This window comes from Pseudonocardia wallangbongensis, from assembly GCF_054486945.1.
In genome coordinates, this window is the sequence record NZ_JBRERS010000004.1 from 92,613 (window position 1) to 118,635 (window position 26,023).

The 26,023-nt window shown below is 72.7% G+C and carries 22 protein-coding genes; 11 read left to right on the forward strand and 11 right to left on the reverse strand.

The window, feature by feature from the left end; genetic code table 11:
• Window positions 1-3: 3 nt before the first annotated feature.
• The gene (locus tag ACU436_RS15625) at window positions 4-336 is read left to right on the forward strand and encodes a TfoX/Sxy family protein (RefSeq protein ID WP_459025866.1); all 333 of its coding nucleotides are present in this window, start codon (window positions 4-6) and stop codon (window positions 334-336) included.
• 38 nt (window positions 337-374) lie between these two features.
• Window positions 375-584: a dodecin gene (locus tag ACU436_RS15630; RefSeq protein ID WP_459025868.1), complete on the forward strand. Its 210-nt coding sequence runs from the start codon at window positions 375-377 to the stop codon at window positions 582-584.
• Between the two features lie 9 nt (window positions 585-593).
• On the opposite strand, the gene ACU436_RS15635 is transcribed toward ACU436_RS15630, so the two are convergent.
• From ACU436_RS15635 to ACU436_RS15665, 7 genes are all read right to left on the reverse strand, one after another.
• Complete coding sequence (locus ACU436_RS15635; RefSeq protein WP_459025870.1) at window positions 594-1,493, reverse strand: serine protease; 900 nt, start codon at window positions 1,491-1,493, stop codon at window positions 594-596.
• A 44-nt stretch (window positions 1,494-1,537) separates the two neighbouring features.
• Window positions 1,538-3,109, reverse strand: coding sequence for a Na+/H+ antiporter NhaC family protein (locus tag ACU436_RS15640; RefSeq protein ID WP_459025872.1), 1,572 nt, complete (start codon window positions 3,107-3,109; stop codon window positions 1,538-1,540).
• 34 nt (window positions 3,110-3,143) lie between these two features.
• On the reverse strand, window positions 3,144-4,337 hold the full coding sequence (locus ACU436_RS15645) for a TIGR02679 family protein (RefSeq protein WP_459025874.1): 1,194 nt from the start codon (window positions 4,335-4,337) through the stop codon (window positions 3,144-3,146).
• 62 nt (window positions 4,338-4,399) lie between these two features.
• Window positions 4,400-8,512 (reverse strand): TIGR02680 family protein, encoded by a 4,113-nt coding sequence (locus ACU436_RS15650; RefSeq protein WP_459025875.1) that lies wholly within the window; start codon window positions 8,510-8,512, stop codon window positions 4,400-4,402.
• On the reverse strand, window positions 8,509-9,702 hold the full coding sequence (locus ACU436_RS15655; RefSeq protein WP_459025877.1) for a TIGR02678 family protein: 1,194 nt from the start codon (window positions 9,700-9,702) through the stop codon (window positions 8,509-8,511). Before ACU436_RS15655 ends, ACU436_RS15650 begins: the two co-directional genes overlap by 4 nt.
• An 85-nt stretch (window positions 9,703-9,787) precedes the next feature.
• Window positions 9,788-11,344 (reverse strand): TIGR02677 family protein, encoded by a 1,557-nt coding sequence (locus ACU436_RS15660; protein WP_459025879.1) that lies wholly within the window; start codon window positions 11,342-11,344, stop codon window positions 9,788-9,790.
• Window positions 11,345-11,705: 361 nt separating this feature from the next.
• Window positions 11,706-12,479: an aminotransferase class IV gene (locus ACU436_RS15665; protein ID WP_459025881.1), complete on the reverse strand. Its 774-nt coding sequence runs from the start codon at window positions 12,477-12,479 to the stop codon at window positions 11,706-11,708.
• Between the two features lie 82 nt (window positions 12,480-12,561).
• Here ACU436_RS15665 and ACU436_RS15670 point away from each other — a divergent pair, with 82 nt between their 5' ends.
• Entirely contained in the window at window positions 12,562-12,978 is a 417-nt protein-coding gene (locus ACU436_RS15670) for a hypothetical protein (RefSeq protein WP_459025883.1), read from the forward strand.
• Here ACU436_RS15670 and ACU436_RS15675 read toward each other — a convergent pair.
• The 4 genes from ACU436_RS15675 to ACU436_RS15690 form a co-directional block, all read right to left on the reverse strand.
• Window positions 12,962-13,864 (reverse strand): TIGR03564 family F420-dependent LLM class oxidoreductase, encoded by a 903-nt coding sequence (locus tag ACU436_RS15675; protein ID WP_459025885.1) that lies wholly within the window; start codon window positions 13,862-13,864, stop codon window positions 12,962-12,964. The genes ACU436_RS15670 and ACU436_RS15675 overlap by 17 nt on opposite strands.
• Window positions 13,865-13,954: 90 nt before the next feature.
• The gene (locus ACU436_RS15680) at window positions 13,955-14,113 is read right to left on the reverse strand and encodes an SAM-dependent methyltransferase (RefSeq protein WP_459025887.1); all 159 of its coding nucleotides are present in this window, start codon (window positions 14,111-14,113) and stop codon (window positions 13,955-13,957) included.
• Between the two features lie 67 nt (window positions 14,114-14,180).
• Entirely contained in the window at window positions 14,181-15,458 is a 1,278-nt protein-coding gene (locus ACU436_RS15685; RefSeq protein ID WP_459025889.1) for an FAD-binding oxidoreductase, read from the reverse strand.
• 173 nt (window positions 15,459-15,631) lie between these two features.
• Entirely contained in the window at window positions 15,632-16,300 is a 669-nt protein-coding gene (locus ACU436_RS15690) for a GntR family transcriptional regulator (RefSeq protein WP_459025891.1), read from the reverse strand.
• A 60-nt stretch (window positions 16,301-16,360) separates the two neighbouring features.
• Here ACU436_RS15690 and ACU436_RS15695 point away from each other — a divergent pair, with 60 nt between their 5' ends.
• The 8 genes from ACU436_RS15695 (at window position 16,361) to ACU436_RS15730 (ending at window position 25,543) form a co-directional block, all read left to right on the forward strand.
• Window positions 16,361-17,734, forward strand: coding sequence for an FAD-dependent oxidoreductase (locus tag ACU436_RS15695; RefSeq protein ID WP_459025893.1), 1,374 nt, complete (start codon window positions 16,361-16,363; stop codon window positions 17,732-17,734).
• 39 nt (window positions 17,735-17,773) lie between these two features.
• Complete coding sequence (locus tag ACU436_RS15700; RefSeq protein WP_459025895.1) at window positions 17,774-19,111, forward strand: MFS transporter; 1,338 nt, start codon at window positions 17,774-17,776, stop codon at window positions 19,109-19,111.
• Between the two features lie 22 nt (window positions 19,112-19,133).
• Window positions 19,134-20,306: a CaiB/BaiF CoA transferase family protein gene (locus tag ACU436_RS15705; protein WP_459025897.1), complete on the forward strand. Its 1,173-nt coding sequence runs from the start codon at window positions 19,134-19,136 to the stop codon at window positions 20,304-20,306.
• On the forward strand, window positions 20,299-21,072 hold the full coding sequence (locus tag ACU436_RS15710; protein ID WP_459025898.1) for an enoyl-CoA hydratase/isomerase family protein: 774 nt from the start codon (window positions 20,299-20,301) through the stop codon (window positions 21,070-21,072). The genes ACU436_RS15705 and ACU436_RS15710 overlap by 8 nt, the downstream gene beginning before the upstream one ends.
• 60 nt (window positions 21,073-21,132) lie before the next feature.
• Complete coding sequence (locus tag ACU436_RS15715) at window positions 21,133-22,185, forward strand: hypothetical protein (protein ID WP_459025900.1); 1,053 nt, start codon at window positions 21,133-21,135, stop codon at window positions 22,183-22,185.
• Between the two features lie 95 nt (window positions 22,186-22,280).
• A complete protein-coding gene (locus ACU436_RS15720; protein ID WP_459025902.1) occupies window positions 22,281-23,360 on the forward strand; it encodes a hypothetical protein in 1,080 nt (359 codons plus the stop codon).
• A gap of 126 nt (window positions 23,361-23,486) precedes the next feature.
• Window positions 23,487-24,770, forward strand: a complete 1,284-nt coding sequence (locus tag ACU436_RS15725) for an IS256 family transposase (protein WP_459025904.1) — start codon at window positions 23,487-23,489, stop codon at window positions 24,768-24,770.
• A gap of 332 nt (window positions 24,771-25,102) precedes the next feature.
• Complete coding sequence (locus ACU436_RS15730; protein ID WP_459025906.1) at window positions 25,103-25,543, forward strand: hypothetical protein; 441 nt, start codon at window positions 25,103-25,105, stop codon at window positions 25,541-25,543.
• The last annotated feature ends 480 nt before the right edge of the window (window positions 25,544-26,023 follow it).

Below are 26,023 nucleotides of genomic sequence, written 5' to 3' on the forward strand. Positions count from 1 at the left end.
GCCGTGGCGTACGACGAGGACCTCGCGGAGCGCATCCGGGATCTGCTGCTCGCCGAGCCGGATCTGGCCGAGCAGAAGATGTTCGGTGGGCTGGCGTTCCTGCTGGGCGGCAACATGGCCGTCTGCGCCAGCCGCGAGGGCGGGATCCTGGTGCGCATCGACCCCGCCGAGCGGGAGCGACTCTTGGAGTCCACGGCCGCGTTCCCCTCGGTGATGGGTGGCCGCACCATGAAGGGGTTCCTCCGGGTCGAGCCCGACGACGTGCGCACTGAGACCCAGCTCGCCACCTGGGTGCGGCGCGGAGCCGTCCAGGCACGCACCTTGCCCGCCAAGTAGCGGCAGCGGACTCCCCATCGCCGTGGTTCGCTACTGCGATGGACCACGTCTATCGCGTCACCGAGATCGTCGGCAGCAGCTCGAACAGCCTCGACGAGGCGATCCGGCACGGCATCGACCGGGCCACGCAGACGCTGCGCAACGTCGAGTGGTTCGAGGTCACCGAGATCCGCGGGGCGGTGCAGGAGGAGCGGCTGAGCTACTTCCAGGTCGGCATGAAGGTCGGGTTCCGGCTCGACGAGGGCTGATCGGCCGGCTCATCGGACCAGGGCGCGCAGCTTGTCGACGATGTCGTCGGCCGGGCCGGGGTCGAACGGCCGGGTGCCCGGCACCAGCTCCACGTTGCCCACGTCGCCGTGCGCGGCGGCGTAGTCCAGCGCCTGCGCGAGGTCGGCCACACCGTTGCTGCCCGGCATCGGGCTGAAGCTGAGCGTGGACAGCACACCCACCGCGTTGCCCGCGTCGTCGAGGTAGGCGCTTCCGGAGTCGCCGGGTACACCGGGGGTGAGCATGTAGACCTGGTGGCCGCGGCCTGAGCCCATGTCCGTCACCGCGAGCCCGGCCTGCGGGCTGATCTTCTCGATCCCCAGCCGCAATGGCGAGTTGCCGTAGCCGTAGACGTGCTCGCCGCGGCTGAGGCCGTCGGCGTCGAGGCCGGTGGGGCCACCGAAGAACGGGATGGTCGGGTTGACGTCGGCGACATCGGAGGCGGCGACCTCGACGAGGGCGAAGTCGTTGTACCGGCAGAGGTCCGGGTCGGTCTCGCCGCGCTCCTGCATCGCCAGCCACGAGCTGTAGGCGAGCCGGCCGGTGCGGGTGGTGCCGTCGGCGGCCCGGACGGTGACGGGGGTGCCGAGCGGGAGGCTCCCGGCGGTGCACCCGCTGGTGTCGGTGGCGGTCCCGGTGCTGGCGCAGTGGGCAGCCTGGCCGAGGAACGTGCGGGTGCCGCTGGTGAACACGAAGTTGCTGGTGCAGGACGCGCCGTCGGTCTCGAGGCTGACACCGGGCCGGATCGGCGCCGTGTCCGCGGGTGCCCACGACGAGCGGGCCGGGGCGGCCGACGCGGCCGGCGCCACCAGCGTGCCGAGGAGCAGCGCGCCGAGCGTGACCGCGAGCGCCCCTGCGCCGAACCCGATCCTGCTCCGTGATGTGTCCATGCCGATGACGACCGGTCTGATCGGCATTTGGTTGGGGCGGCGGCTCAGCCTCCCGGGCTCGGCTCCGCCACGGTCCCGACGCGGGGTGATCGCGCCCAGAGCACGCCGATCGCGACCGCGAGCGTCACGACGGCGGCGAGCAGGCCGACCACACCGCTGCCGGTGACGCCGAGCAGGACGTAACCCACCGCGGCCGCGGCCGCCGCGACCAGGGCGAACGGCAGCTGCGTGGTGACGTGCTCGACGAGCTGGATGCCCGAGCCGATCGACGCCAGGATCGTGGTGTCCGACAGCGGCGACGTGTGGTCGCCGAAGATGGCCCCGGCGAGCACGGCACCGAACATCGGCACGAGCAGCCCGGGGTCGAGGGCCACGGCGACCTCGCCCGCGATCGGGAGCAGCAGACCGAACGTCCCGAACGTGCTGCCGATCGAGAACGAGATGAACGAGGCCAGCGCGAACAGCAGGACCGGCAGCAGGGCGAGCGGCAACGCGGCGTCGACGAGCCCGGCCAGGTACTCGCCGATGCCCAGCTCGGAGATCACCCCGGCGGTGACCCAGGCGAGGAACAGCACCGCGGCGGCCACCAGCATCGACCGCAGGCCGGCCACCGCCGCGCGGCCCACCAGCGCGCCCGGCGTGCGCCGCGCGAGCAGCGTGCCCGTCGAGAGCAGGCACGCGGCGACGACGCCGACCAGGAGCGAGACGATGACGTCGGTGTTGGTGAGGATCTCCATCGGGCCGAGCGGGCCCTCGGTGCCGGCGATGCCGATCCACACGGCGCAGACCAGGGTGACCCCGGTGAGCACCAGGACGGGCCAGAGCAGGTCACCGACGCGCCCGTCGCCGCGCGCCTCCAGGGTGCGGTCGGTCTCGCCCGGCACCGGCCCGCGCGAGTGGTCGACGAGCAACCCGTCCTCGACGGCCGCCCGCTCGTGACGGCGCATGGATCCGAGCTCGAGGCTCAGGACCGCCGTCGCGATGGCGAGCAGCAAGGCCGTGATCGCGTACAGGTTCATCGGCAACGACTGCAGGAACGCCTCGTAGCCGCTGATCCCCGTGATGCCGTTGGCGTCGAGGATGCCCGCCATGGTCGCGGCGATGAAGGCCGCCCAGCCCGAGATCGGCACCAGGACGATGACGGGCGCCGCCGTGGAGTCCACCAGGTAGGACAGCTTGGCGCGCGAGATGCGGTGCTGGTCGGTGATGGACCGGCTGATGTTCCCGCCGACCAGGCTGCTGAACGCGTCGTCGAAGAAGATCACGATCCCGACGGCGACCGGGACCAGCTGCGCCTGCACCCGCGTCCGGACCCTCGTGATCGCCCAGGCCGCGAAGGCCACGAGACCACCCGAGACGTAGATCAGCGACGTCAGGACGCCCAGGAGCAGCACGACGCCGAGGATGTACACCTCCTCGGCCACCGCCCCGTCGTCGATGACGAGCCCGCCCGCGATGTCGAGCACGAAGGCCCCGGCCGCGAGGACGTTCCCCTGGGCGTAGAGGAGAGCTCCGAGGACGATGCCGAGCCCCAGGGAGATCAGGATCCGGCGGGTGGCGATCGCGCACACGATCGTGACGAGCGGAGGCAGGAGGGAGAGCAGCGACGGTTCCACAGGAGCTCCTCGTCGTTGGGGAGTGGTCCGATGGTTAGCCAGAAGACCTATCCGGGTCAAGCGGCTGGGCCAGGTCCGCGAGCAGGTCGTCGACCACGCGTTCCTCCTCGACGGCGCGACCCGTGCGGCGCATCTCCTCGGCGAGCTCCGGGTCCCACGCGCACGCGATCGGCTCGGCGCTCAGCGGGCGGCCGGCGCCGTGAGCCGTCGCGGACCGGTACGCCGCGGCGTCGAACCGCCACGGCTCGACGGGAAGCCGCCCGAACACGACGTTCCCGATGCGCAGCCCACCCCAGTCGAAGTCGCCGTGGTAGCGCAACCGGGCGCCGCCCTCGGCGAGGCTGCGCAGCACCGTCATCGCCGCAACGCCCGGCTGGCCGCCGATGCACACCAGTGGGCCGGCCGCGGCCCCGAGCCGGTCGGCGGCTTCCGCCACGACGACCGGGTTCTCGCAGATCGAGACGGTGCCCCGGCAGTGCAGCCGCGGTGGGCGCCGTAGCTGCCGGAGCGTGAGCACGGCCGGCTCCCCGGTCGCGCGCAGGCCGGCGAGCATCCGGCCGGTGGGCGTGTCGGTGGCGACGGGGAGGTTCAGCACCAGGACCGTGCTGGACAGCTCGTCGCGCAGCAGCCCGACCGACGCCCACACGTCGCGCCGCCACGCGGCCCCGTCACCGTCACCGACCCGGCCGAGCACCCGTGCCGCCCCGAACGCGAGCCCGGAGAGCGGCCGGTCGGCGTCGAGCGCGTGTGCGGAGCCGAGGATCCGTTCGGCGAACCGGCCCACCGGTTCCGCGTCGGCGGGGAGGGCAGCGAGGACGGCGGCCAGCCGGCCGAGCAGCGTGGCCGCGGTGACCGGGTCGCGCGAGACGCGGCGGACCGTTCCCGTGCTCCGGAGCCCACCGGCCCAGGCTTCCAGCTCCGGGTGCGCGTCGACCGCGGGATCCAGGCGGCCGAACGCGGCGGCCCACGCAGCCTCAGCCTTCGCCTCGGCAGTCCGGCGGTCGCGCACCGGTCCGGTGAGCGCCACGACACCCGCGGCCAGCCCGTCCGGATGCACCCCGGAGCGCCGCAGCACCGCGTCGAGGTCCTCGAGCCGGACGCTGACGGTGGCACCGTCGCGTGGACGGCGGCCGAGGAGGCGCGCCACCGCGTCACGCTGCTCCGGCGTGGCCCGCGCCAACGTGACCGTGCCGGCGACCGGCTCGCCCCGCTCCAGCCGTCGGCGCACGCGGTGGAGCAACCAGGCGAGCTCGTCGGCGCCGAGCAGCCTCCGCAGCCGGTCGTCCGCGGTCAGAACAGCGCCACCTCCTCCGCCGCCGGCGGAGCCTCCGCCGGCACGGCGACCGGGCGGGGCACGACCCTGCGCTGCTCCCCGTCCCACCGCCAGTTGGTGACCAGGACGGCCGCCACGCCGTCGGTGCGCGCCAGCTGCGCGATCGCGAGCCCCGGCACCTCCGGGTAGCAGCCCCACTCGCGCTCGCTGGTCATCACGACGTCGAGGTCGAACGCGGCGAGCAAACCGAGGTACTTCGCGCGGGCGTTGTCGTCGACGCCGGCGAACGCCTCGTCGAGCGTGACCAGCCGGGGGGCGTGCGGGTTGCCCGCCGAGGCGTAGTGCGCGGACGCCGCAGCGAACAGCGGCACGCTCGCCGCGAGCACGCGTTCGCCGCCCGAGGCCGGCCCGGTGGCGGGTCGCCACTGGCCGTTCTGGTGCCGCTCGATGACGAACCGGTGCCAGCCGCGGTAGTCCAGCGCCGTGGTGAGGTGCTCCAGCCAGGTGCCCGCCTCGTCGCGGGCCCTGATCTCGGCGATGCGGTCCTGCAGGAAGCCGCCGACGGCGGCGCGGTCCTCCGCCGACCAGGCGTCGGAGCTCTGCCGCAGCAGCCTGCGCCGCGCCTCGGCGAGCCCGGCCGGGCCGTCGTCGCGTGGCCGCCACTCGAGCCGCAGCCGCATACCGGTGCTGGTGGGCCGGTCGGACAGCTCGGCGTTCATGCGCTGCACCTGGCGCTCCGCCTCGGCGATCAGCTCCTGCAGCGTGCTCGCCACCTCGTTGACCAGGTGGCTCTCCAGGATCTCCCGCTCGCGCTCGTCGAGCAGCCGCTGCCGGTCGGCCACCTCGGTGCCGAGCGCGTGGGTTAGCTCGGGGACCGTGGCGGGCCGACCTCGGAACACGACCTCGACGACGATCCCGTCCTCGAGCAGCTGCGCCGACGCGTTGTTGCCCTGCCGGGCGAGGGTGTCGGTGAGCGTCTTGAGCTCGTCGGTGACCCGCCGTTGCACGCGGTCCCACGCCGGGTCGTCCGCGGCGGTGGCGGACAGCTCCTGGTCGATCTGGCGGGCGAGCCGGACCGTCGGGTCCGGCGCCCAGGTGTCGGCCGGGTCGGGCACGCCGAGCTCGGGCAGCGCGACGGCGAGCAGGCCGGTGGCGGCGAACCGCCGCATGGCCTCCGCCGCGTCGGCCCGCTCGCGGGTGGCGTCCTCGAGCGACGTGCCGGCGGCCTTGCGCGTGCCCTCGGCCTCCCCGCGGGCCCCGACCGCCCGCACGTGCTCGCCGGAAGCGGCCTTCCGGCCGCGCGCGTTGGCGGCGAGGCGATCGGCGACGTCGGCGAGCTTGGCCTCCAGCTCCTTCACGGTGTCGCCGAGGGTCTCCTGCAGCGTGGCGTGCTCCTCGGCGGCGTGCCGGGCGGCGCGCTCGGCGTCGGCGGTGCGCGCGACGGCGTCCTCGTGCGCCGCCTCGCCCTCCTCCAGGTCGCGGACGGCGTCCCGCTCGCTCTCGCGCGCCGTGGCGAGCGCCCGGACGGCGGGCCACAACCCGGCGAGCGCGACCCGGTACTGCGTGAGGCCGGTACGCACGCCGTCGAGCCCCGCGCGATCGGCCGGGAGCCCGACGTCCGCCGCGCCGGTGACGAGCGCCTCGGCCGCGCCCTCGGCGTCTGCGGTGGCGTCCACGAGCAGGCCGTCGGCGTCGGCGTGCTCCCGCGCGAGATCGGCGTGCTGCCTGGCCAGCGCCGCGACGTGCGCGTGCGCCTCGCGCAGGTCCGTGTCGGTGGGCTGGCCGTCGATCTCCGCCGTCAGCGCGTCGCGGCGGCGGGTGAGCCTGCGCTGCTCCGTGACGATCCGACCCTGCTCGGCCGCGACCTGGTCGGCGTCGGCGCGCAGCGCGGCGAGCCGGACCCGCCGGGCGGCCTCCCGCGCACCGCGCCCGATGTACTGCGCGGCGGGCTTGTGCCAGGCGCCGGTGAGCACCCCGATCCGGAACCGGCCGGCAGCATCCACCCAGGTGCCGGCGCCACCGCTCCCCAGCCCGATCGCCGCGAGCACCCGCGTGACCGCGGACTCCGGGACGGCGGCGGCGCGGGCGTCGTCCGGGTCGATCGCGGGGCGCAGGACGGCGGTCAGGGCGGTGCCGGGCCGATCCCCGTCGGACGGGGCGAGCAGGACGTCGCCGGTGCGGTCGCGCAGCGTCCCGCCCGGGTCGAGCCATGCGTCGAGGATGCCGGACGCCTCGAGCGCGGCCTCGAGCCCGCTCCGGTCGGCGTCGGGAACGGCCGCGACGAAGTCGACGAGCTGCCACAGCGGGGCCCCGGACCGGTCGGCGCGGGCTGCCGGGTCGCGCGTGTGCGGAGCCGGCGGGGCGCCGTGCTCGCCCGCCTCGAGCCGTGCGATCTCGGCGGCCAGCTCGGCGGCGCGGTCGGCCGCATCGGCGGCGCGCCGGTCGAGCTCGGCCCCCAGCCGGGCGAGCGTCTCGGTGGCGGCCCGGCCTGCGGTGTCGACCGCGGTTCGAGCCGGGCTCGGGCCTTCCAGGGTGCCGACCCACAGCTCCAGCGCGGCGGCGACGACCTCGACGTCGGGGACCGCGAGCTCGGTGGTGGACGACAGGTGCGCGCGCACCGCGGCGAGGAGCTCGGCACCCCGCTGCCCGACGGCCGCGTCCGCGTCGGCGCGCCGATCGGCGAGGGCGGAGATCGCCGATGCCAGCCGGTCGACCTCGGCCCGCGCGGCGAGGAGCGCCTGAGCGGCCTTCGACTCCGCGGTGAGCAGTCCCTCGACGTGCCGGATCGAGCGCTCCTGGCGCCCGACGAGGTCCTCGGCGGCGTGCCGCAGGCCGCGCAGCCACCCTTCTCCCTGCCCGCCGCCGGCCAGCTCGTTGTCGATCCGGGTGGCGTGCTCCGGGCCGAGCCGCGCATCAACCGCGGTGGACGCGGCACCCTCCCCCAGCGAGGTGAGCTCCTCGTCGGCCGCGCGGGTGCGTGCGGTCGCGGCATCCCGCCGGTTCCGCCGCGTGGCCACGGTCTCGGCGGCGTCCCGCGCCTGCCGTGCCGTGGTCTCCGCGTCGGCACGCCGGCGGCGGGCCTCCTCGGCGAGGCGTGCCAGCTCCTGAGCACTGCGCATCTCCGGGCTGGTGCGGAGCGACCGATCGCGGGCCTGAAGCCCGTCGGCCTCCACGGCGAGCTCGTCGAGCCGGTGCTGGGCCGCCGTGGCGGCCTCGTCGGCCTCCCGGTGCGCCTGCTCGGCGTCGGCGAGCGCCTCGCGTGCGGAGCGGTAGCGCTGCTCGGCCTGTCGAGGACGCTCGGCGCGCCGGCGTGCCGCGGTGGCGGCATAGCGCCGGTAGTGCCCGAGGAACGCCTGCGCGGACCCGTGGGCCTCGACCATCGCGGTGAGCTCGTCGCGGTCCTCCTCCAGGCTGCGGAACGCCTCGGCGACGTCGGCGACCACGGCCTGGTCGAGCGGCGGGAGGGCCTCGGTGAGCGCGTCGGACAGCTTCTGCTCGCTCGGCCGCTTCGACAGCTGGGGCTGCCGCAGCTGCACCAGCAGGTCGACGAGCGCGCCGTAGCGGCCCTCGCCCAGCCCGAACAGGGCCTCGTCGATGGCGCGCCGGTAGTCCTGTCGGCGGTCGTACACGTGCCCGTGCCCCGCGATCGTCTCGCCGAGCCGCTCGCGGGTGAGCGCGGTGCGGGTGGCGTCGACCAGTTGCAGCTCCGTACCGACCCGTTGCTCGGTGACGAAGAACCAGTGCCGCGCGACCCCGCGTCCGGCCACCGCCTTGAGCCCGCATCCGATCGTGCGGAACTCGGCCGTGCCGTCGTCGCGGCGCCTGCCGAACTCCAGCCAGGTGTAGCCGAGGCGCTCCGGGTGCGGGTGGTCACCGCCGAGCAGGAGGTTCCACTCCATGCGCTTCTTCGGGTCGGCGTCCGGCTCGACCCGGTGCGGCGACAGGTCGCCGTCGAGCAGGAACGGCAGCACCAGCGCGAGCACCTTCGACTTGCCGGTGCCGTTGTTGCCGCGCAGCAGCAGCCGCCCGTCGTGGAACCAGAACTCCTCGACGTCGTAGTAGAACAGGTCGACGAGACCCGCGCGCACCGGCTGCCAGCGCTCTCGGCCCGGCTCGGGGAGCGCGGTCATCGCCTTGCCTCCTGGATCTGCGCCTGGCCCACGGCGAAGCGCGACAGCGCGGGAAGTGCGTGCACCTCGGTGCCGGTACGCCGCACCAGGCGCAGCGCCTCCAGCCGCCGCAGCGCCTGCTCGGTGAGCTCGATCTCCGCGCCGGGCGCGGTGGCGTCCTTGCGCCAGTACGACCGGTGGGCGGCGGCCTGCGTGCGGACGTGGTTGTGCAGCGCGGGCAGCGGTACCGGACCGTCGGCCGCCGCCAGGTGCTCGGCGAGCAGCAGCGTGGCGTGGCCCTCCGTGCCGGTCTCGGGCATGCGGACGTCGGTGAGGTCGTCCTGCGGGTCGACCATCGCGATGCCCTCGGCCCGCACCTCCGCCACCAGGCCCGTGAGCTCCGTGATCCGGCTGGTGATCGCGTGCCGCTGGCTCGTGAGGTACGCGAGCTCGGTGTCGTCGAGGTCGGCGTGGTAGAGCACGGGCTCGTCGAGCAGCCTGCGGGTGAGACGGTGGCGGATCTGCTGGTTGCGCAGGTCGTCGGTGGTGGCGGGCAGCTCTTCGGTGAGCGCGGTGAGCCGTTCCTCGTGGCCCGCCGCCGCGATCGTGGACGGGCCGCGAGGGCTCGCGAGCAGGGCCGCGAGGACCCGGCGTTCCACGTCGTAGAGCGCGTCGCCGTCGTCCCGGACGAAGGCGTCCTCGTCGCCGGCCACACGGGACAGCACGCCCAGGTGGAGCAGCAGCCGGACCACCGAGACGAGGTCGGTGCGCTCCTCCCGGCGTTCCAGGGCGAACGAGACGCCGGCCGCCGCGAGGCCGGGGTCGGCCGCCGCCAGCACGATCTGCTCGGCCAGCCGCCCCAGCGTGATCTGCGCGTCGGCGCGCTCCAGCACGGCGAGCGCAAGGCAGGTGAGCACGTAGCGGCGGCGGGAGAACGCGGCGCGGCTGCGCGGGTCGCGCGCGGGATGGGTGGCGTCGGCGGTGTCGGGGACGGTCTTGACCAGCCGCGCCACCTCGCTGTCGACGACGAGCCGCCAGCCGGTGTTGCGGTCGAACCAGGCGCGCAGCTCGCTCGCGTGCCGGCGGACGAGCACGACGAGCTCGGCGTCCGGTCCGTGCGCGCGCAGGACCGGGCGGCGGAGCAGGGCCCGCGCGGCCTTGGTCAGCTCCGACCGGCGGCCCGCGGTGACGGCGTCGAGAGCGCTGCTCATCGCTCGGCCTCGCCGGCGCTCGGCCGGCCCATCGGGAAATAACGCAGCGCGCAGGCGCTGTTACATGATTCGCTCGCAAGCTCGCTCATGCCGTGAGCTCCGCGCGCTCCGCCGTGAGGTCGACGATGTGGACGAGGTGGTCGGGCCCGCGGAACACGCCGTGCGGGGTGCGGATGGCGATCTCGCCGGCCTGGTCGAGCACGGTGAGCTGCACCGCCATCGACCCGTCGGACGTGGTGGTGGACACCTCCCGACGGCCCGGGGTGAGGGCGGTGAGCGCGTCGCCGAGCAGGCCGAGGAACAGCCGGAACGGCTCCTCGTCCAGCGTCGCGATGTCGGAGAGCCGGATCGGACGCTCGGTGGTGAGCGCCGCCCGCGCCTCGGCCAGCTGCGCGGCCTCCTGCGCGGCCAGCTCGGCGAGGTGCCGGCGCCCCGCGGATCGGTCGGTGATGCGTGCGGGCCTGCCGCGCCGCTCGTAACTGCCGGTGCGCCGCAGCCGCGGGCTGATCTCCAGCGGCGGGGCCTGCGCCCATGGTGTGTTCGCGGGTACGGGCTCGTCGGCACGGGCGGCGAGCGTGTCGGCGTCGACCGTGAGGTGCCGGGCGGGGGAGAGGCCGAACGCGCTGCGCCACAACCGGTGCATCGCGGCCTCGTCCGGTGCCTGTGCGAACCAGAGGGCGAGCGTGCGGAAGTCGGCCGACCGGTCGGACCGGCCGGTGCGGCGCTCGTTCAGCGCGGCCACGACGTGCAGCAGCTGCGGGATGGCCGCCCGCGCCTGGGAGCGCAGCAGCTTGGCCTGGCTGGGATGCTGCGGCGTGCTGACGAACCAGGCGCGGAACCCCGCCCAGCGTTCTCGCCAGAGCGCCGCGCCCCGGGCGAACTCGACTTCGCGCGGGTCGGCGCCGTCGGCGCCCGCTCCGGGGGCGGCATCGGACGCCTCGCGGCGGGCCGCGACGTCGAGCAGCGCCTCCACGCCGGCCTCCTCGACGCGCGCGACCAGCCCGGCGATCTCCGCGCCGGTGGCCACGAGATCGGTGATGAAGCGCTGCAGGTAGTCGATCAGCCGGTCCTTGTAGGCGCGGAACGCCTCCGCGTCGGCGTCGTGCAGGTCGATCGAGCGCTGCAGCGACCCCATGAACGCTTGCGCATTGGCGGCCAGATCGGTGAAGCGGTCGACCAGCGCCCGCAGCGACAGGTGCACCTTCGCCGGATCGGGGTCGGGCCCCGTGGCGAGCTCCAGCAGCGCGCGCAGCTGGGTGGCGATGTCGGTGAGCGCGACGGCCTGCAGCGCGCCCCGCCTGCCGAGCGCGTCGTCGTAGACGGCCAGCGCCTCCTCCGCGGCCTCGCCCTCCCGGGTGAGCTGGTAGAGGAAGCGGGCGCGGTGGAAGTCCTCGACGGTGGTGACGCGGCTGGTGTCGGGGTCCGACCGCAGGTTGCCCCAGCCTTCGAGGGCCACCAGCGCATCGGCGACCGCGGCGAGATCGGGTGTGCCGCCGAGCGCCGCGTGCACGTCCTCGGGACGCAGGTGCACGGTGAAGCGGCGCTTCGCGGCGACGAAGGCGAGCATCACCCGGCGGTACAGCTCGGACTTGCCCACCGTGAGGTAGGTGAACGCGCTGTGCACCTCGGCCCCTCCTGTCACCCGTCGGCGGCGAGGTTAGAGGGCGGCCCCGACAGGATTCAGAACGGCACGCCGTTCGGGGTGTGGCCGACAACGAACATCCGCTGGTCGCCGACGATCACCCAGCCGAACTCCTCGCCCGGCTCCGCTCGACGTCTGGGCACCGGGTCCGGGCGGACGGCCCCGCAGCTCGTCGCCCGGGGTGAGCCGCACGCAGGTCGTCGTAAGCGGTGTAGTGGTCCACGCCGTGGCGCTTGCGATATGTCCGGATGCGCACCTGAGCGCCCGACCGGATCCAGTTCTCCGCATCGGCGCGGCGGTCCTTCCTGCGCATCCGATGGCGCTGCGCCCACTGCAGAAGGTGCGGGCGGTCGGCGACGTGTCAGCTCGCCTCGATGCGGCGCCTCAAGGCATCGGCGGCCGCGGCCGTCCTCGGCCCCGGAGTGACGGGCAGTGGCCGCCCGTCGATCGCGGACACCGGCTGGACCTCGCGCGTCGTCGAGGCGAGGAACGCCTCCTCCAGCTCGACGAGCTGGTCGCAGTGCAGCACCCGCGCCGTCGCCCCCATGAGCTCGAGCACGTGACGCCGGGTGATCGAGTCGAGGATGTGGTCGGCGAGCGGCGGGGTGTGCAGGCGGCCGTCGAGCACGTAGAAGAACGCCGAGGTCGGGGCCTCGAGCACCCGGCCGTGCGGCGTCACCAGGAGGGCCTCGTCGGCGCCCGCCTCCCGCGCGAGCCGCGACGCCAGCATGTTCGCGGCGTACGACAGCGACTTGACGGCGTCGAGCACCCGCGTCGGCGTGTACTGGATCGTGCCGAGCGTGACGGCCGGCGGCCGGTCGGGGAGCGGGCCGGCCACGGCCACTCGCCGCCCCCCGCGCGTGACCAGCAGCCGCAGCGCGCCGTCGACGGGCCCCACCCGCGCGAGCAGCGCGTCGACCTCGGCCAGCGCGGCGTCCAGGTCGAACTCCAGGCGGACGTTCGCCGCCGACCGCTGGAGCCGCTCGACGTGCTCGTCCCACGCGAACGGGCGCCCGGCGTAGAGGCGGGCGACCTCGAACACGCCGTCCCCGCGCAGCAGCCCGTCGTCGGTGATCGGGATCGTCATCTCGTCGGCCGGGCCGATGGTGCCGTCGACCGATGCCAGCTCGTCCACGGCGGGAAGCCTACGTTCGCTGTGCGCTGTCAGCGCATTCTGCTTCGATCATCCCGACCGGCACGGGGAACCTGGGGGTTGCGTGGTCGAACGGGAGCACAGCACGTTGTTCGAGGTCCTGAGGGCCTTCGCGATTCTCGTCCCGGTGACGGTCGCCGTCTACGCGGCCGAGCTGTGGGCCACCGGGGAGTGGACGGAAGCCGCCGAATTCCGGGTGACGTCGTGCACGGTGAACGAGGTCAGCGAGGGCGCCAGCTACTGGGGGATCAACTCCGTCGCGGTCACCGCCGAGTGCGGCCAACTCGTCATCCCGCGCGACGTCGTCATGACGCCGCCTCGGCTCCGGAAGGCCTTGGACGGGCCGATCGAGGCCGGCCACCGGTACCGCCTGGTGCTCGGCGAGGTCGACCCACCGCTCGAACCGCCGTACCAGCGCATCGTCCGGATCATCGCGGTCGAGCACCCGCGACAGCAGCCCGGCGTCACGGGCGACAGGTGAGCATGAGGGCCCGGCTGCGCGCCTGCTGCTCCGTGGAGCCGAACGGCGCGCCGGTGAACTCGTCGACACCCGCCGCGCGCAGCTCGTCGATCCGCGCCGCGACCTCGGACTCCGTGCCGATGAGCGCGGCGTCCTCGGGCCCGGCCCAGCCCTCCCGGTCGAGCATCGCCCGGTAGGACGGGAGCGTGCCGTAGACGGCGAAGTCCCGCGCCGCCGCGGCCCGCGCGGCCGCGGCGTCGTCCGTGACGCAGATCGGCAGGGCCGCGACGACCTCGACGGGCCGATCGCCTGCCGCCGCCCGCAGGCTCGGCCCGACGTGCTCGGCGAGCGTGCGGGGCCCCGTCATCCACGTGACGGTGCCGGCCGTCCGGCGCCCGGCCAGCCGCAGCATCTGCGGCCCGAGCGCGGCGACGTACACGGGCGGCGTCGGCGCGCCGGGGATCCGCAGGCCTCCCCGGGTGGTGGTGAACTCGCCCGCGGCGTCGGCCGCGTCGCCGGCGAGCAGCGGGAGCAGCCCGTCGAGGTACTCCGACATCTGCTTCACCGGGCGGTCCCAGGACATCCCCCACATGTTCTCCACGACCGGACGGTGGTTCATCCCGATGCCCAGCAGCAGCCGCCCGCCGGAGACCAGGTTGACGGTCAGGGCCCGCTGGGCCAGCGCCATCGGGTGCTGCATCTGGATCGGCAGCACCCCGGTGCCGACCTCGATGCCCTCGACCTCCCGCGTCGCCACGGCCAGGATCGTCAGCAGGTCGGGGTCGGGCGGGAGCTGCGCGGTCCACAAGCGCGTGAAGCCCTCGTCGCGCACCCGGCGCAGCCGCTCCACGTAGCCCTCCACGGGGGCCGGGCCGTCGCCGATGTAGCCGAAAACGCTGATCCGCATCCCGCCACATTCGCACCTGCAACCGACTTTCGCCGTTTCGCCGCGGGGAGCACCCGGTCCGGCCGATCCTGCGCGCATGACGACCTACGCCTACGACCACCAGCACCCGCCGGCTCGTCGCCGTGGGGGACACGGGCGTCGGTCGACGGCGTAGTTGTCCTTGCCTCCCAGCCAGTAGTTCCAGACCCGCGCCGAGTGCGGCACGGTGGTATCGATCACGGCAGAAGACCGGTCAGCGTTTTCCGTCATGGTCGCATCTTCTCCGGAAGGCGGATGTCGGTCGATGGCGTGCGGATGGTCGGCCGACGTGCTGCGGTCAGCGGATCTCGGGCGTCGTGGGTTCACCGAGCGGCGCGATGTTGTGGTTGCGGTGGAAGAGGTTCCCCGGGTCGTACGCCGTCTTGACCTCCCGCAGCCGGCGGATGTTCTCCGCCGTGAACGCGTCCTGCGTCCGCGTCGTGTCGTGCAGGAAGTTGAGGAACGAGCCGCCGGTGGCCGTGGCCGTGATCGCGTCGGCGGCCGGCGCGGCGATCTTCATGACGAACCGGGCGTCGCGGTGGCTGACCGGGCCGGGGTCGTCGTGGTTCGGGTGCGCGATCGCGCCGCCCCACGGCTTGACCTCGACCGTCACGCCGCTCTCGACGACCGCTCTGATCGTGTCCTCCGAGAGCTCGTCGTACATCGCGAACGTGATCGGCGGCGTGCCCCCGATCGTCGAGACCTCGGAGTAGCGCATCTCGCGGAACGTGCTCGTGGTCGGCGTGCCGGCGGCGTCCAGCAGTGGCCGCAGTGCGTCCTGTCCGTTCTCCCCGGCGTGCACCGCGCGGATCGTCAGCGACTCCTTGCCGACCACCACCGAGACCGACAGCTCGTCGGGCAGCTCGTGCTCAGCCAGGTAGCGCAGCGCGCCCTCGGCCCCGTCGACCGCGAACTCGGCGTTGCCGCCGTACACGCTCGGCACCGGGAAGAGCCGCAGCTCCAGCGAGGTGACGACCCCGAAGTTGCCGCTCCCGCCACGGATCGCCCAGTACAGGTCGGGGTGGTGGTGCCGGTCGGCGACGACCACGCGGCCGTCCGCCGCGACGAGCTCGGCCTTGATCAGGCTGTCGGCGGCGAACCCGTACTTGCGCGACAGCCAGGACAGCCCGCCGCCCAGCGTGTAGCCGACGACGCCGACCGACGGCGTGTCCCCGGACAGCGGCGCGAGCCCGAACGGCTCGGCGGCCGCGACGACCTCGCTCCACCGCGCACCCGGCCCCACCCGCGCGACGCGCCGGTCGGGGTCGACCAGTACCTGCGCCATCCGCGAGGTCCGCAGCAGCAGCCCGCCGTCGGTCGCGGCGACCGTGCCGTGGCCGGTGGACAGCACGGTGAGCGGGAGTCCGTTCTCGTGGGCGGCGCGGACGGCGGCCTGGACGTCCGCAACCGTCTCGGCGTCGATGACCGCGGCCGGCGCGCCGTGGAAGCTGTCGCGTTGCCGCTCGTACGCGGCGTCGCCGGGCAGGTGCAAGGGGCCGGTCAGCCGGGTCTCCAGCTCGTGCGCGATCCGGCCAGGGCTCGGGGCCTGCGCCAGGTGCTGGGTGGGGGTGCTCATCGCCGTCTCCTCGGGCCGTCTCGCCGGCCGGCCGGGAACTGATCGACCGGGTACGAGAAGGCTGCGCCGAGGAGGCGTCGAGGGCGTCCGTACGGCGAATACTCCTGGCCTACGTCGCGGTGCTCACGCTCGTGGGACGCGCTACGTCGTCGGAGGTATCCCCGCGTTCGACGTCAGCCGGCCGTGCGCGGGGTGGCGGGCCCACCAAGGGCGCGATAGGTGAGGTCGACCAGGTAGTCGTTGAGACGGTGTGACGCGGCGACGGCCTCGGCCTCGTCGCCGTGAGCGACGGCGCGCAGGACCGAACCGTGCAGGTCCGCCGCGATGCGCAGGTGCTCGGCCACGTCGGGGATGTGCGCGAACCAGAACCGGCGGGTCAACGACTGGAGCGGCGTCATCGCGAGCTCCATGTAGTCGTTGTGCGCGGCCTCGACGACCATCGAGTGCGAGCGCTTGAGCAGCTCGGCGAACGCGCGCACGTCCTCGCCGACGAAGCCGTCCAGGTCGACGGTCAGGGCGAGCATGGCCTCCTTCTGCCGGGTGGTCGCGCGGTAGGTCGCGAACCGGACGGCCATCTCCTCCAGCCCTCTGCGCAGCTCCAGCAGCCGGAACTGGGCCTCGACCGAGGCGGGAGCCACGAAGACGCCGCGGTGGGGGTGGATCTCCACCATCCGCTCGCGCGCGAGCCGTTGCAGGGCCTCCCGGACCGGGGTCCGCCCGTAGCCGAGCTTCTCCATGAGGCTCGACTCCGACACCGACACCCCGGGCGGGAGCTCCTGGAACGTGATCATCTCCTCCAGGATCTCGTAGACCTGCTCGGCCTTGTTCTGCCGCTCCGCCACGCCCCCGCTCCTTCCACCGCCCTCTTGCCCGCGCCCATACTAGCGATGTAGAACCGATATATGAGTGATGGACGACCGGTCGGCGAGTTCCCCGGATGGCACCTGACGAGCGACGGGGGCGCCGGGCTCCCCGTGCTGCACGACGTCGACGTCGTGGTGGTCGGGGGCGGCGCGGCCGGCGTCGCCGCGGCGACGGTCGCCGCCGAGGCGGGCCACTCCGTCGTGCTGGTCGAGAAGTACGGCTTCTGCGGCGGCGCCGCCGTCGCGGGCATGTCGGGGACGATCTGCGGGTCCTACCTCGCCGCCGAGACCGACGAGGGACGTCGGCGCGTGATCGAGGGGTTCACGGCGCGCTTCCGCGGGCTCCTGCGCGAACGCGGCGGGCTCACCGACCCGCAGCTCTACGGCAAGACGTTCACCGAGGCGCACGATCCCCTCGTCTGGCGCGAGGTCGCCGACCACCTGCTGACGGCCGCGGGCGTCACCGTCTTGCTGCACACCACCGTCGTCGGGGTCCTCCTCGACGCGGACGGGACCCACCACGGCGTCGTCGTCGAGTCCACGGCCGGTCGCTCCACGATCCGCGCGGCCCGCACGATCGACGCGTCCGGGGACGCCGCCGTCGTCGCGAGGGCGGGGCACCGGACCGTCTTCGGCGCCGACGGCTCCATCCAGAACCCGACGATGTTCTTCCGGCTCGGCGACGTCGACGTGCCGGAGTTCGACCGGGCGTGGGGCCGCGACACGATCTGCGCGCCCTGGGTGTCGGAGGCGATCATCGCCGCCCGCGACGACGGGCTGGACCTGCCCCGCTCCAAGATCTGGATCTTCCGCACCACCCGGCCGCACGAGCTGCTGGTCAACGCCACCCGGCTGACCGCGCGCGACGGCCGGATGCTCAACGTCGTCGACCCCGCCGACTTCACCGAGGCCGAGATGCTCGGCCGCGCCCAGGTCCGGGACTACGCGGCGTTCCTGCGCGCACACGTCCCCGGATGCGCCGGCGCCCACGTCGTCGACACCGGCGTCGAGGCGGGCATCCGCCAGACCCGCTCCATCGTCGGCGCGGAGACCCTCCGCAACGACGACGTCCTGGGCTGCCGCAAGCGCCCCGACGGCGTCGTCCGGTCACCGTGGCCGATCGAGCTGCACAGCGGGGACCGGCCGCGACTGGAGTGGCTGCTCGGCGACGTCTACGAGGTCCCCTACCTCGCCCTCGTGCCCGCGACCGGCGAGAACGTCATCACCGCGGGCCGTTGCCTGTCCGCGGAGCACGAGGCGCTCGCGTCGGCCCGCGTCACCGCGCAGTGCTTCGAGTACGGCCACGCGGCTGCGGTCGCGACGTCGGTGTCGCTGCGCAAGTCGCTGCGCTACCGCGAGATCGACGGCGCGGACGTCCGCGCGGTGATGCGGGAGCACGGAAGCGCTCTCTGACCCGTCCGTTCCCCCGACCACATGGCGAAGGAGCCCTCCGTGAGTCGACCCTCCCCTGCCCCCACCAAGCTGCGCAAGGTCATCGCCGCCTCCATGGCCGGCACCGTCGCCGAGTGGTACGAGTTCCTGCTCTACTCGGCCGCGTCCGCGCTGGTCTTCGGCGCGCTGTTCTTCCCCAGCACGGGCAACCGGCTCGACGGGGTCATCAACGCGCTGCTCATCTACGCGGTCGGCTTCGTCGCCCGCCCGCTCGGTGGCATGGTGTTCGGCTACTTCGGCGACCGGTACGGGCGGAAGAAGCTGTTGCAGGTGAGCCTGCTGCTGGTCGGGGCCGCCACGTTCCTCATCGGCTGCCTCCCCGGTTTCGACGCGATCGGCTACGGGGCTCCGGCGTTGCTGGTGGTGCTGCGCTTCGTGCAGGGCTTCGCCGTGGGCGGCGAGTGGGGCGGTGCCGTCCTGCTGGTGGGCGAGCACAGCCCGCCGGAGCGGCGCGCGTTCTGGTCGAGCTGGCCGCAGGCGGGCCTGCCGGTCGGCAACCTGCTGGCGACGATCGTGCTGCTGTCGCTGGCCTTCACGCTGCCCGAGGACGCGTTCCTCTCGTGGGGCTGGCGGGTCGCGTTCTGGGCGTCGGCGGTGATCGTGCTGATCGGGTACTACATCCGCACCCAGGTCGAGGACGCACCGATCTTCCTGCAGGCGGTCGAGAAGGCGAAGGCAGAGGCCGTGCGGAACGCGGGTGTCTTCGAGGTCGTGCGCCGCTACCCGCGGGGCATCCTCGTCGCGATGGGCGCCCGGGTGGCCGAGAACATCCTCTACCAGGTCGTCGTCACGTTCTCGATCACCTACCTGTCGATCGAGGTGGGGAGCAGCACGACCGACATCCTGCTGCTGCTGGTCATCGTGCACGTCATCCACCTCGCGATCGTGCCGCTGTTCGGCGACCTCGCCGACCGCATCGGACGCCGGCCCGTCTTCCTCGCGGGCTCGGTGCTGATGTGCGGCTGGGGGTTCGTCGGCTTCCCGCTGATGGACACCGGCAGCGACGTGCTGATCGTGGTCGCGCTCGTCCTCGGCGTCGTCGTGCACGCGCTCATGTACGCGCCACAGCCGGCGATGATGGCCGAGATGTTCCCGACCCGGATGCGGTACTCCGGGGTGTCCTTCGGCTACCAGATGACCTCGATCTTCGCCGGGTCGCTGGCGCCGTTCATCACCGCGTCGCTGCTGCGGGCGTACGACTCGTCCGCGCCGATCGCGGTGTACCTGCTGGTCGCGGCCGTCATCTCCACGGTCGCGGTGGCCTTCGCGCGGGAGACGAAGGGCATCTCGTTGGAGAGCGTCGACGAGGCCCACGACGTGCGCGTCCCGGCCCTCTGACCCACCCGAAAGGAGACCGGTCGTGCTCTCGGGCGTGTCCGTCCTCAGCTTCACCCACTTCCTGCAGGGCCCCTCGGCCACGCAGATCCTCGCCGACCTCGGCGCCGACGTGGTCAAGGTCGAGCCGACCGGCGGCGCGTTCGAGCGCGGCTGGTCGGGCCCGGACGCCTACCTCGACGGCGAGAGCGTCTTCTTCCTGCTGGGCAACCGCAACGCGCGCAGCCTGAGCATCGACATGAAGGCGCCCGAGTCGGTCGAGGTGCTGCGCAAGCTGCTGGCCGGGGCCGACGTCCTGATCGAGAGCTTCCGCCCCGGCACGATGGAGCGCCTCGGGCTCGGCTACGAGTCGCTGAAGGAGCTCAACCCGCGGCTCGTGTACTGCTCGCTCTCCGGGTACGGCTCGGACGGGCCGTACAAGGACCGTCCCGGCCAGGACGTCCTGATCCAGTCGCTGTCCGGGCTCGCGCACGCCACCGGTGGCGGCGACGTCCCGCCCACGCCCGTCGGTGCCTCGGTCGTCGACCAGCACGGCGCGGTCCTCGGGGCGCTCGGCATCCTGGCCGCGCTGCACGGGCGGGAGCGCACCGGGCGCGGCTGCCTGGTCGAGAGCAACCTGCTCAGCGCCGCTCTGGACCTGCAGATCGAGCCGCTCGCCTACTTCCTCAACGGGTTCCGCGGCGAGCGCAGCCCGTCGCGCATCTCGTCGATGTACTACAAGGCGCCCTACGGCGTCTTCCCGACGGCCGACGGGCACATCTGCGTGTCCATCACTGCCCCGCCCGCGCTGGCGGCGGTGCTCGACGACCCGTGGTTCGCGACGGTCGGCGACGACGAGGTGCTGGCCCGCCGCGAGGAGATCAACGAGCGGGTCGCGAGCCACCTCGTCCATCGAACGACCAAGGAGTGGGAGGATCTGTTCACCGAGCGCAAGGTGTGGTTCGCGCCGGTCAACGACTACGCGGCGGTCGTCGACGACCCGCAGGTGCGCCACAACGAGTCGGTGCTGCGCTTCGAGCACCCGGACGCGGGGGAGGTCGCCGTGCTCGGGCACCCCGTGCGCTACGACGGAGAGCGGCCCGGGCTGCGGTCCCTCCCACCCGCGCTGGGTGAGCACACGCGCGACGTCCTCGCCGGGCTCGACCTCACCCCCGAGCAGATCGATGCGCTGGTGGCGAGGGGAGTTGTCCGTGACTGAGGAACCCTCCGTCCGCGCCGAGCGTCACGGCGCCGTCGAGCTGCTGACCCTGAACCGGCCGCGGAAGCTGAACGCGTTCGACCTCCCGATGCTCACCGAGCTCGACGCGCACCTGGTGCGCGTGGCCGCCGACCGTGACGTCCGGGCCGTCGTCCTCACCGGAGGGCCGCGAGCGTTCTCCGCGGGCGCCGACATCCGCGGCTACGTCGACGCCCCACCCGTGCAGCTGCGCACCATCGCCGAGACCGCGGGTGCGGTCTGCCGCCGGATCGCGGAGATGCCGGTACCAACGGTGGCGGCGGTGCGCGGCCTCGCCCTCGGCGGCGGGTTCGAGGTCGTGCTGTCCTGCGACCTGGTCGTCGCATCGGAGGGCGCCGCTCTCGGCCTCCCCGAGACCGAGCTGGGCCTCATCCCCGGCTGGGGTGGGACCCAGCGCCTCACCCGGCTGGTCGGCGTGCACCGCGCGCTCGAGCTGATCCTCACCGCGGGGCGGCTGGACGCGGGCGAGGCGCAGCGGCTCGGTGTAGTCAACCGGGTTCGTCCCGCCGACGATGTGGTGCCCGACGCGCTGGCCTGGGCCGGGGAGCTCGCCTCGCGGGCTCCGCATGCGCTGGCGGCGGCGAAGACCGCGGTGCGGGCCGCCGGGACGGAGTCGGGGTTCACGGTGGAGCGGGAGCTGCTGCTCGGCCTCTATCGGACGGCGGATGGGGTGGAGGGGGTCCGGGCGTTCGCGGAGAAGCGGAAGGCGGAGTTCGGGGGGCGGTAGCGGTCGGTCTTCTTCGCCGTTCGGCCACGGGATCATGCGTGCAGCGGTCATCCTGCCGCTGTGACGACCTATGCATACGACGATTCGGCCACGGGGCAACTGTTCGCAGTCTGGGAGACGGGCATCGGTGCTGTCGTTCGCCCGGTGGCCCGCCTGCACGCCCGGACGCCGAGGCGCGACGGCGTGCGCCTGGCCAGGGCACTGTCCGATGTGTCGGAGGCAGCGTGGTGGGGATACAGCGACCCGGGGCTCGTGGATCTCGAACCCGCCGAGGCGCTTCGCGCGGTGCGGAAACCGCACCAGCCCCGTGCCGGTCTCCTGTTCCGCGAGGGCGACCCGCTGCTCGAGAGCGCGAACGAAGCCGGGCGGTGGCTGGCCGCCGTCGGCAGCGCAGGGGTGACGCGTGCCGTGCTCGCCGACCTCACCGAGGAGCTGGACAGCGTCGAGCGCGCGCTGCGCGGCGACCTCTCCGGGCGAGCCCGGCAGGCGGTGGAGCTGTCCCGGCTCGACGCCTCACCCGTTCAGATCGTCGAGGCCGACCGGCTGCTGTACGAGGTCCCGATGGGCAGCGAACGCCTGTTCACCGAGGTCGAGCCGACGGCCGCCGCCGTCGCGGCGGCCCATTGGCTGCAGGCCGCGGTGGACGTCACGCTCGTCGTCACGGGCTGGGATGACGCTGCGGCGGTCCTGGATGCGGCCGACGCCATCGAATCGTTCGACGTCACCACCGCCCAGGTGGTGCTCGATCTCCTGCGGCTCGGGAACCCTCCCATCGCGGCGGTGCAGTGCCTCGTCCGGACGGCGATGCTGGCGGCGCGCGGGATGATCCTCCCTGGTGATCCCGAGCCCGCCGACGACCCGGCTGACGAGGCCCGCTTCACGGTGCTCGACCCCGCGCGTCCCGCCCGTTCCCTGCTCGAACGCCTCACCCGCACCATCCAGACCTGTTCGCTCGTGCACACCGAGCACCTCGAGCCCGCGGTGCTCGCCACCCGCCCGGAGACCGACCGGATGGAGGCCGCCAGGCAGGTGTTCGACGCGCAGGTGCGTGTAGAGGCGGAGCGGTCGGCGGAGCGGCTGCTCCGCACGGATCGGATGGACCTGACGTCGTGATCGACGAGGCGAGGAGTTCGCGCTCGCGGGGGTCGCCACGGTCCGCCCGGGCCGTGAAAGTGTGAGGCGTGAGCGAGTACCAGTACTACGAGTTCGTGGCCATCGATCGGCCGCTGGACGAGCGCCAACTCGATGAGGTCCGCACTCTGTCGACGCGTGCGCACATCACGCCCACGAGTTTCGTGAACACCTACGAGTGGGGCAACTTTCGCGGCAACCCGCGGGTGCTGATGGAGCGTTATTACGACGCGTTCCTCTACCTCGCGAACTGGGGCAGCCGATGGCTGTCGCTCCGGGTGCCCTCGCTGCTGCTTGATCTGCCGACGGCGCAGCGCTACTGCGTAGGGGACGGGGCGAGCGCCCGCGTCAGCGGAGAGCACGTCGTGATCGACCTGATCTCCGAGGACGAGGAGGGTGACGAGCTCGAGCGGGGCGGTGAGGGCCGGCTGTCCTCCGTCGTCCCGGTGCGGGCGGAGCTGATCGCCGGCGACCTGCGGCCGCTTTACCTGGCCTGGCTGCTCTGCGTCCAGGAGCACGAGGTCCCGGATGAGGAGATGGAGCCGCCCGTCCCGGCGGGCCTCGGGAAGCTCACGGCGTCGCAGAGGGCCGTCGCCGAGTTCCTGCGCATCGACCCGGACCTGCTTGCCGTGGCCAAAGGCGCCCCGGCGGCGAAGCCGCCGACGCAGGAAATGGCCGGGTGGGTGGCGAGCTTGCCGGCCCCGGAGAAGGATGCCGCCCTGCTCACGCTGTTGCGCGGCGACGACCCGCATCTGCGCGCCGGCCTGTTGCGCCGATTCCGCGGTGCGAGCCCGACTCAGCCTGGTCGGCGCACAGCGGGCGAGCTGCGAGTCGCCGCCGAGACCCGCTGGAAGGACCGGGCTCGCGCCGAGGAGGAACGCAAGCGGCGGGCGGCAGAGGAACGGGAGCGCGAGCGCGCCGCCAAGCGTGCCCGCAGGCTGGCCACGCTCGCGGCCGAAGGCGATCGGGTGTGGGCGCGGGTCGATGCGCTGATCGAGACGAAGAAGCCGGCCGAGTACGACCGTGCGGTGGACCTGCTGGAGGACCTTCAGGACGTGGTCGGGGCGGCCGAGGTCGCGCGTCGGGTGGGGGAGTTACGGGTCCGGCACGTGCGCAAGTCGAGCTTGATCGACCGGTTCGACCGAGCAGGGCTGTAATACGGACGCGTTTTGGCGAGCAATGCTTGAAACCTGTGGATGACCTGGAGGGGTCGTACCCTCCCGGTGATCTTGAGGCTCTCAAGCAAGATCGGCGCGCCAACGCCGGTCGGAAGGGTACGACCCGTGCTCACCGTAGTTCCTGGAGCTGCCGGCGCTGATGAACCCCGCCGGGACGGCGGCGGCTCGTTGATCGACGACCTGGTTCGTGAGGGCGCTCGCCGGATGCTGGCCGAGGCGTTGCAGGCCGAGGTCGACGACTACATCGCCCGGTTCGCCGACGAGCGTGACGCCGACGGGCGCAGGCTGGTGGTGCGCAACGGCACCCACCAGTCCCGCGAGGTGCTCACCAGCGCCGGCGCAGTCGAGGTCACGGTGCCGCGGGTCAACGACCGGCGCACCGACCCCGACACCGGTGAACGCCGCCGGTTCTCCTCCGCGATCCTGCCGCCTTGGTGCCGCAAGACCCCGAAGGTCACCGAGGTGTTGCCGCTGCTCTACCTGCACGGATTGTCTTCGGGTGACTTCGTGCCCGCGCTCGGGCAGTTCCTCGGCTCGACCGCAGGACTGTCCGGGCCGGTGATCACGAAGCTGACCGAGACCTGGAAGGGCGAGCAACGCGCCTTCGCCGCCCGCGACCTGTCGAACGTGGACTACGTCTATCTGTGGGCCGACGGCATCCACGTCAACATCCGCCTCGAGGAGCACAAGCTGTGCCTGCTCGTGCTGATCGGGGTGCGTGCCGACGGACGCAAGGAACTCGTCGCGCTGGCCGACGGCTACCGCGAATCCACGCAGTCGTGGGCGGATCTGCTGCGCGACTGCGCCCGTCGCGGGATGCGCGCCCCCGTGCTCGCGGTCGGGGACGGCGCGCTCGGCTTCTGGGGCGCGCTGCGCGAGGTCTTCCCGCAGACCCGCGAGCAGAGATGCTGGTTCCACAAGATCGCCAACGTGCTCGGGGCGCTACCGAAGTCCGCGCATCCCGGGGCGAAGAAGGCCCTGGCCGAGATCTGGAACGCCGAGGACCGCCGCCACGCCCACGACGCCGTCCACGCGTTCGAGGCCGCCTACGGAGCCAAGTTCACCAAAGCGGTCGCGAAGATCACCGCCGATGTTGAGGTGCTGCTGGCGTTCTACGACTTCCCGGCCGAGCACTGGATCCACCTGCGCACCACCAATCCGATCGAGTCCACATTCGCCACCGTCCGGCACCGCACGAAGATCACCCGCGGGCCGGGTTCGCGGGCGGCCGGGCTGGCGATGGCGTTCAAGCTCATCGAGGCTGCTCAGGACCGCTGGCGCGCGGTCAACGGCCCGCACCTGGTCGCGCTCGTCCGCGCCGGCGCCACGTTCGTCAACGGCACCCTCGTCGAGCGACCCGACGACCACCACCAACCGGAAGCCGCCTAAAGATCTTCATCCACAGGTCTTGACTATTGCTCGTTTTGGCACGCCACAAGGGCTGGTTCGTATGGTCCGGCCGAGTTCGTGCGCAGCGGGAGCGGGCGTTCACAACTGCAAACGTTTCTGGGCAACTTCAGCGTGTCATGGATTTCCCCTGCTACTCTTGCGCACGCACGATTGGGTGCAGTCGCGAAGTATTTGCGGGCGCGAGATCTTCGTGAACGCGGTACCGATGGGGGTTGATGGTGCAACGACGCTGGATTGACAAGTTGCACCGTCGCCGATCTCGGCGCCTGCTCTTCGCGAGCGTATTTGCATGTGTCGCATGCGGAGTGCTGATGGTGTCGCTCGGTGCTGCTCCGTCTGCCGCTGCTGTGCTGCGCCATGTTCGCGCCGACGACGCTGTTCGAGCCTGCGGTGTGGTCAACATCGATCAAGCCAACAGGGAGGCCGACGTGCCTGCCGAGTACCAGGACGGGTACTTCATGTCCGTTCCGACGATGACGGATCCGGTAGAGCTGCTGTGCGGCAACGGCAAGACCACTGGGGCGGTGCACATCGAGATCAAACACGATGTCCCGAACTGGGGTGACGCGCTCAACTGCATGGCGAACGCGATCGTCAATGGAAAGCCGAGCCCTGGGAAGGGGCGCACCGAGTACTCCTGGAGCTTCGGCGCCAAGGCGGTGGTGGTGGTCGTCGGTGAGTACAGCGTGATCACGGCATACCCTGTGGGCGGTCTGGAGGAGACGTGGATCGAGTGTTCGGCTGCCGCATGACATCGAGGCCCGCTCGTGGATGATCAGCTTGCGGAGGGCGCGTTCGTCAGATGGACCCCTCCTCGCGAGAGTCTCAGGACGTCGGTTCCTCTGCGGCGGAGCCATCCGGGGATGGTTATCTCTGTCGGCCCTCGACACATCCTGGTCGACTGGGTACGCCGCCAGCACACGCTCGCTGAGCAGAGCGTTTTCGAGCCCGAATGGCTCACGGTGATCAAGCGCTCCGAATTCGATCAGCTGGCTCGGGAAGTACACGCGCTGGATGTCGCTGAGGGTGGGGATCCTGCGCTCGACGAGCGCTTCGAAGATCTGGGATAAACCTTCCGGTAGCAATTGTCGAAGGCGAGATCTCAATGCACTTTGTGTCAGGTTTTCGTGCGTCATTTTCCGTGCTGCTGACTATGGTGTCGTTACTGGTTCTCCAGGTGTCGTGGGCGAGGGATGTGGCCGTCGCGGAACCGGGTGCGAAGATTGCCGTGG

What these genes read in the sequence shown, in the direction of transcription:
- ACU436_RS15685 (WP_459025889.1), bottom strand. Translation starts at nt 15,458, where the DNA reads ATGAGCACCCCCACCCAGCACCTGGCGCAGGCCCCGAGCCCTGGCCGG.
- ACU436_RS15695 (WP_459025893.1), top strand. Translation starts at nt 16,361, where the DNA reads ATGAGTGATGGACGACCGGTCGGCGAGTTCCCCGGATGGCACCTGACG.
- ACU436_RS15650 (WP_459025875.1), bottom strand. Translation starts at nt 8,512, where the DNA reads ATGACCGCGCTCCCCGAGCCGGGCCGAGAGCGCTGGCAGCCGGTGCGC.
- ACU436_RS15630 (WP_459025868.1), top strand. Translation starts at nt 375, where the DNA reads ATGGACCACGTCTATCGCGTCACCGAGATCGTCGGCAGCAGCTCGAAC.
- ACU436_RS15730 (WP_459025906.1), top strand. Translation starts at nt 25,103, where the DNA reads ATGGTGTCGCTCGGTGCTGCTCCGTCTGCCGCTGCTGTGCTGCGCCAT.
- ACU436_RS15655 (WP_459025877.1), bottom strand. Translation starts at nt 9,702, where the DNA reads ATGAGCAGCGCTCTCGACGCCGTCACCGCGGGCCGCCGGTCGGAGCTG.
- ACU436_RS15680 (WP_459025887.1), bottom strand. Translation starts at nt 14,113, where the DNA reads ATGACGGAAAACGCTGACCGGTCTTCTGCCGTGATCGATACCACCGTG.
- ACU436_RS15635 (WP_459025870.1), bottom strand. Translation starts at nt 1,493, where the DNA reads ATGGACACATCACGGAGCAGGATCGGGTTCGGCGCAGGGGCGCTCGCG.
- ACU436_RS15675 (WP_459025885.1), bottom strand. Translation starts at nt 13,864, where the DNA reads ATGCGGATCAGCGTTTTCGGCTACATCGGCGACGGCCCGGCCCCCGTG.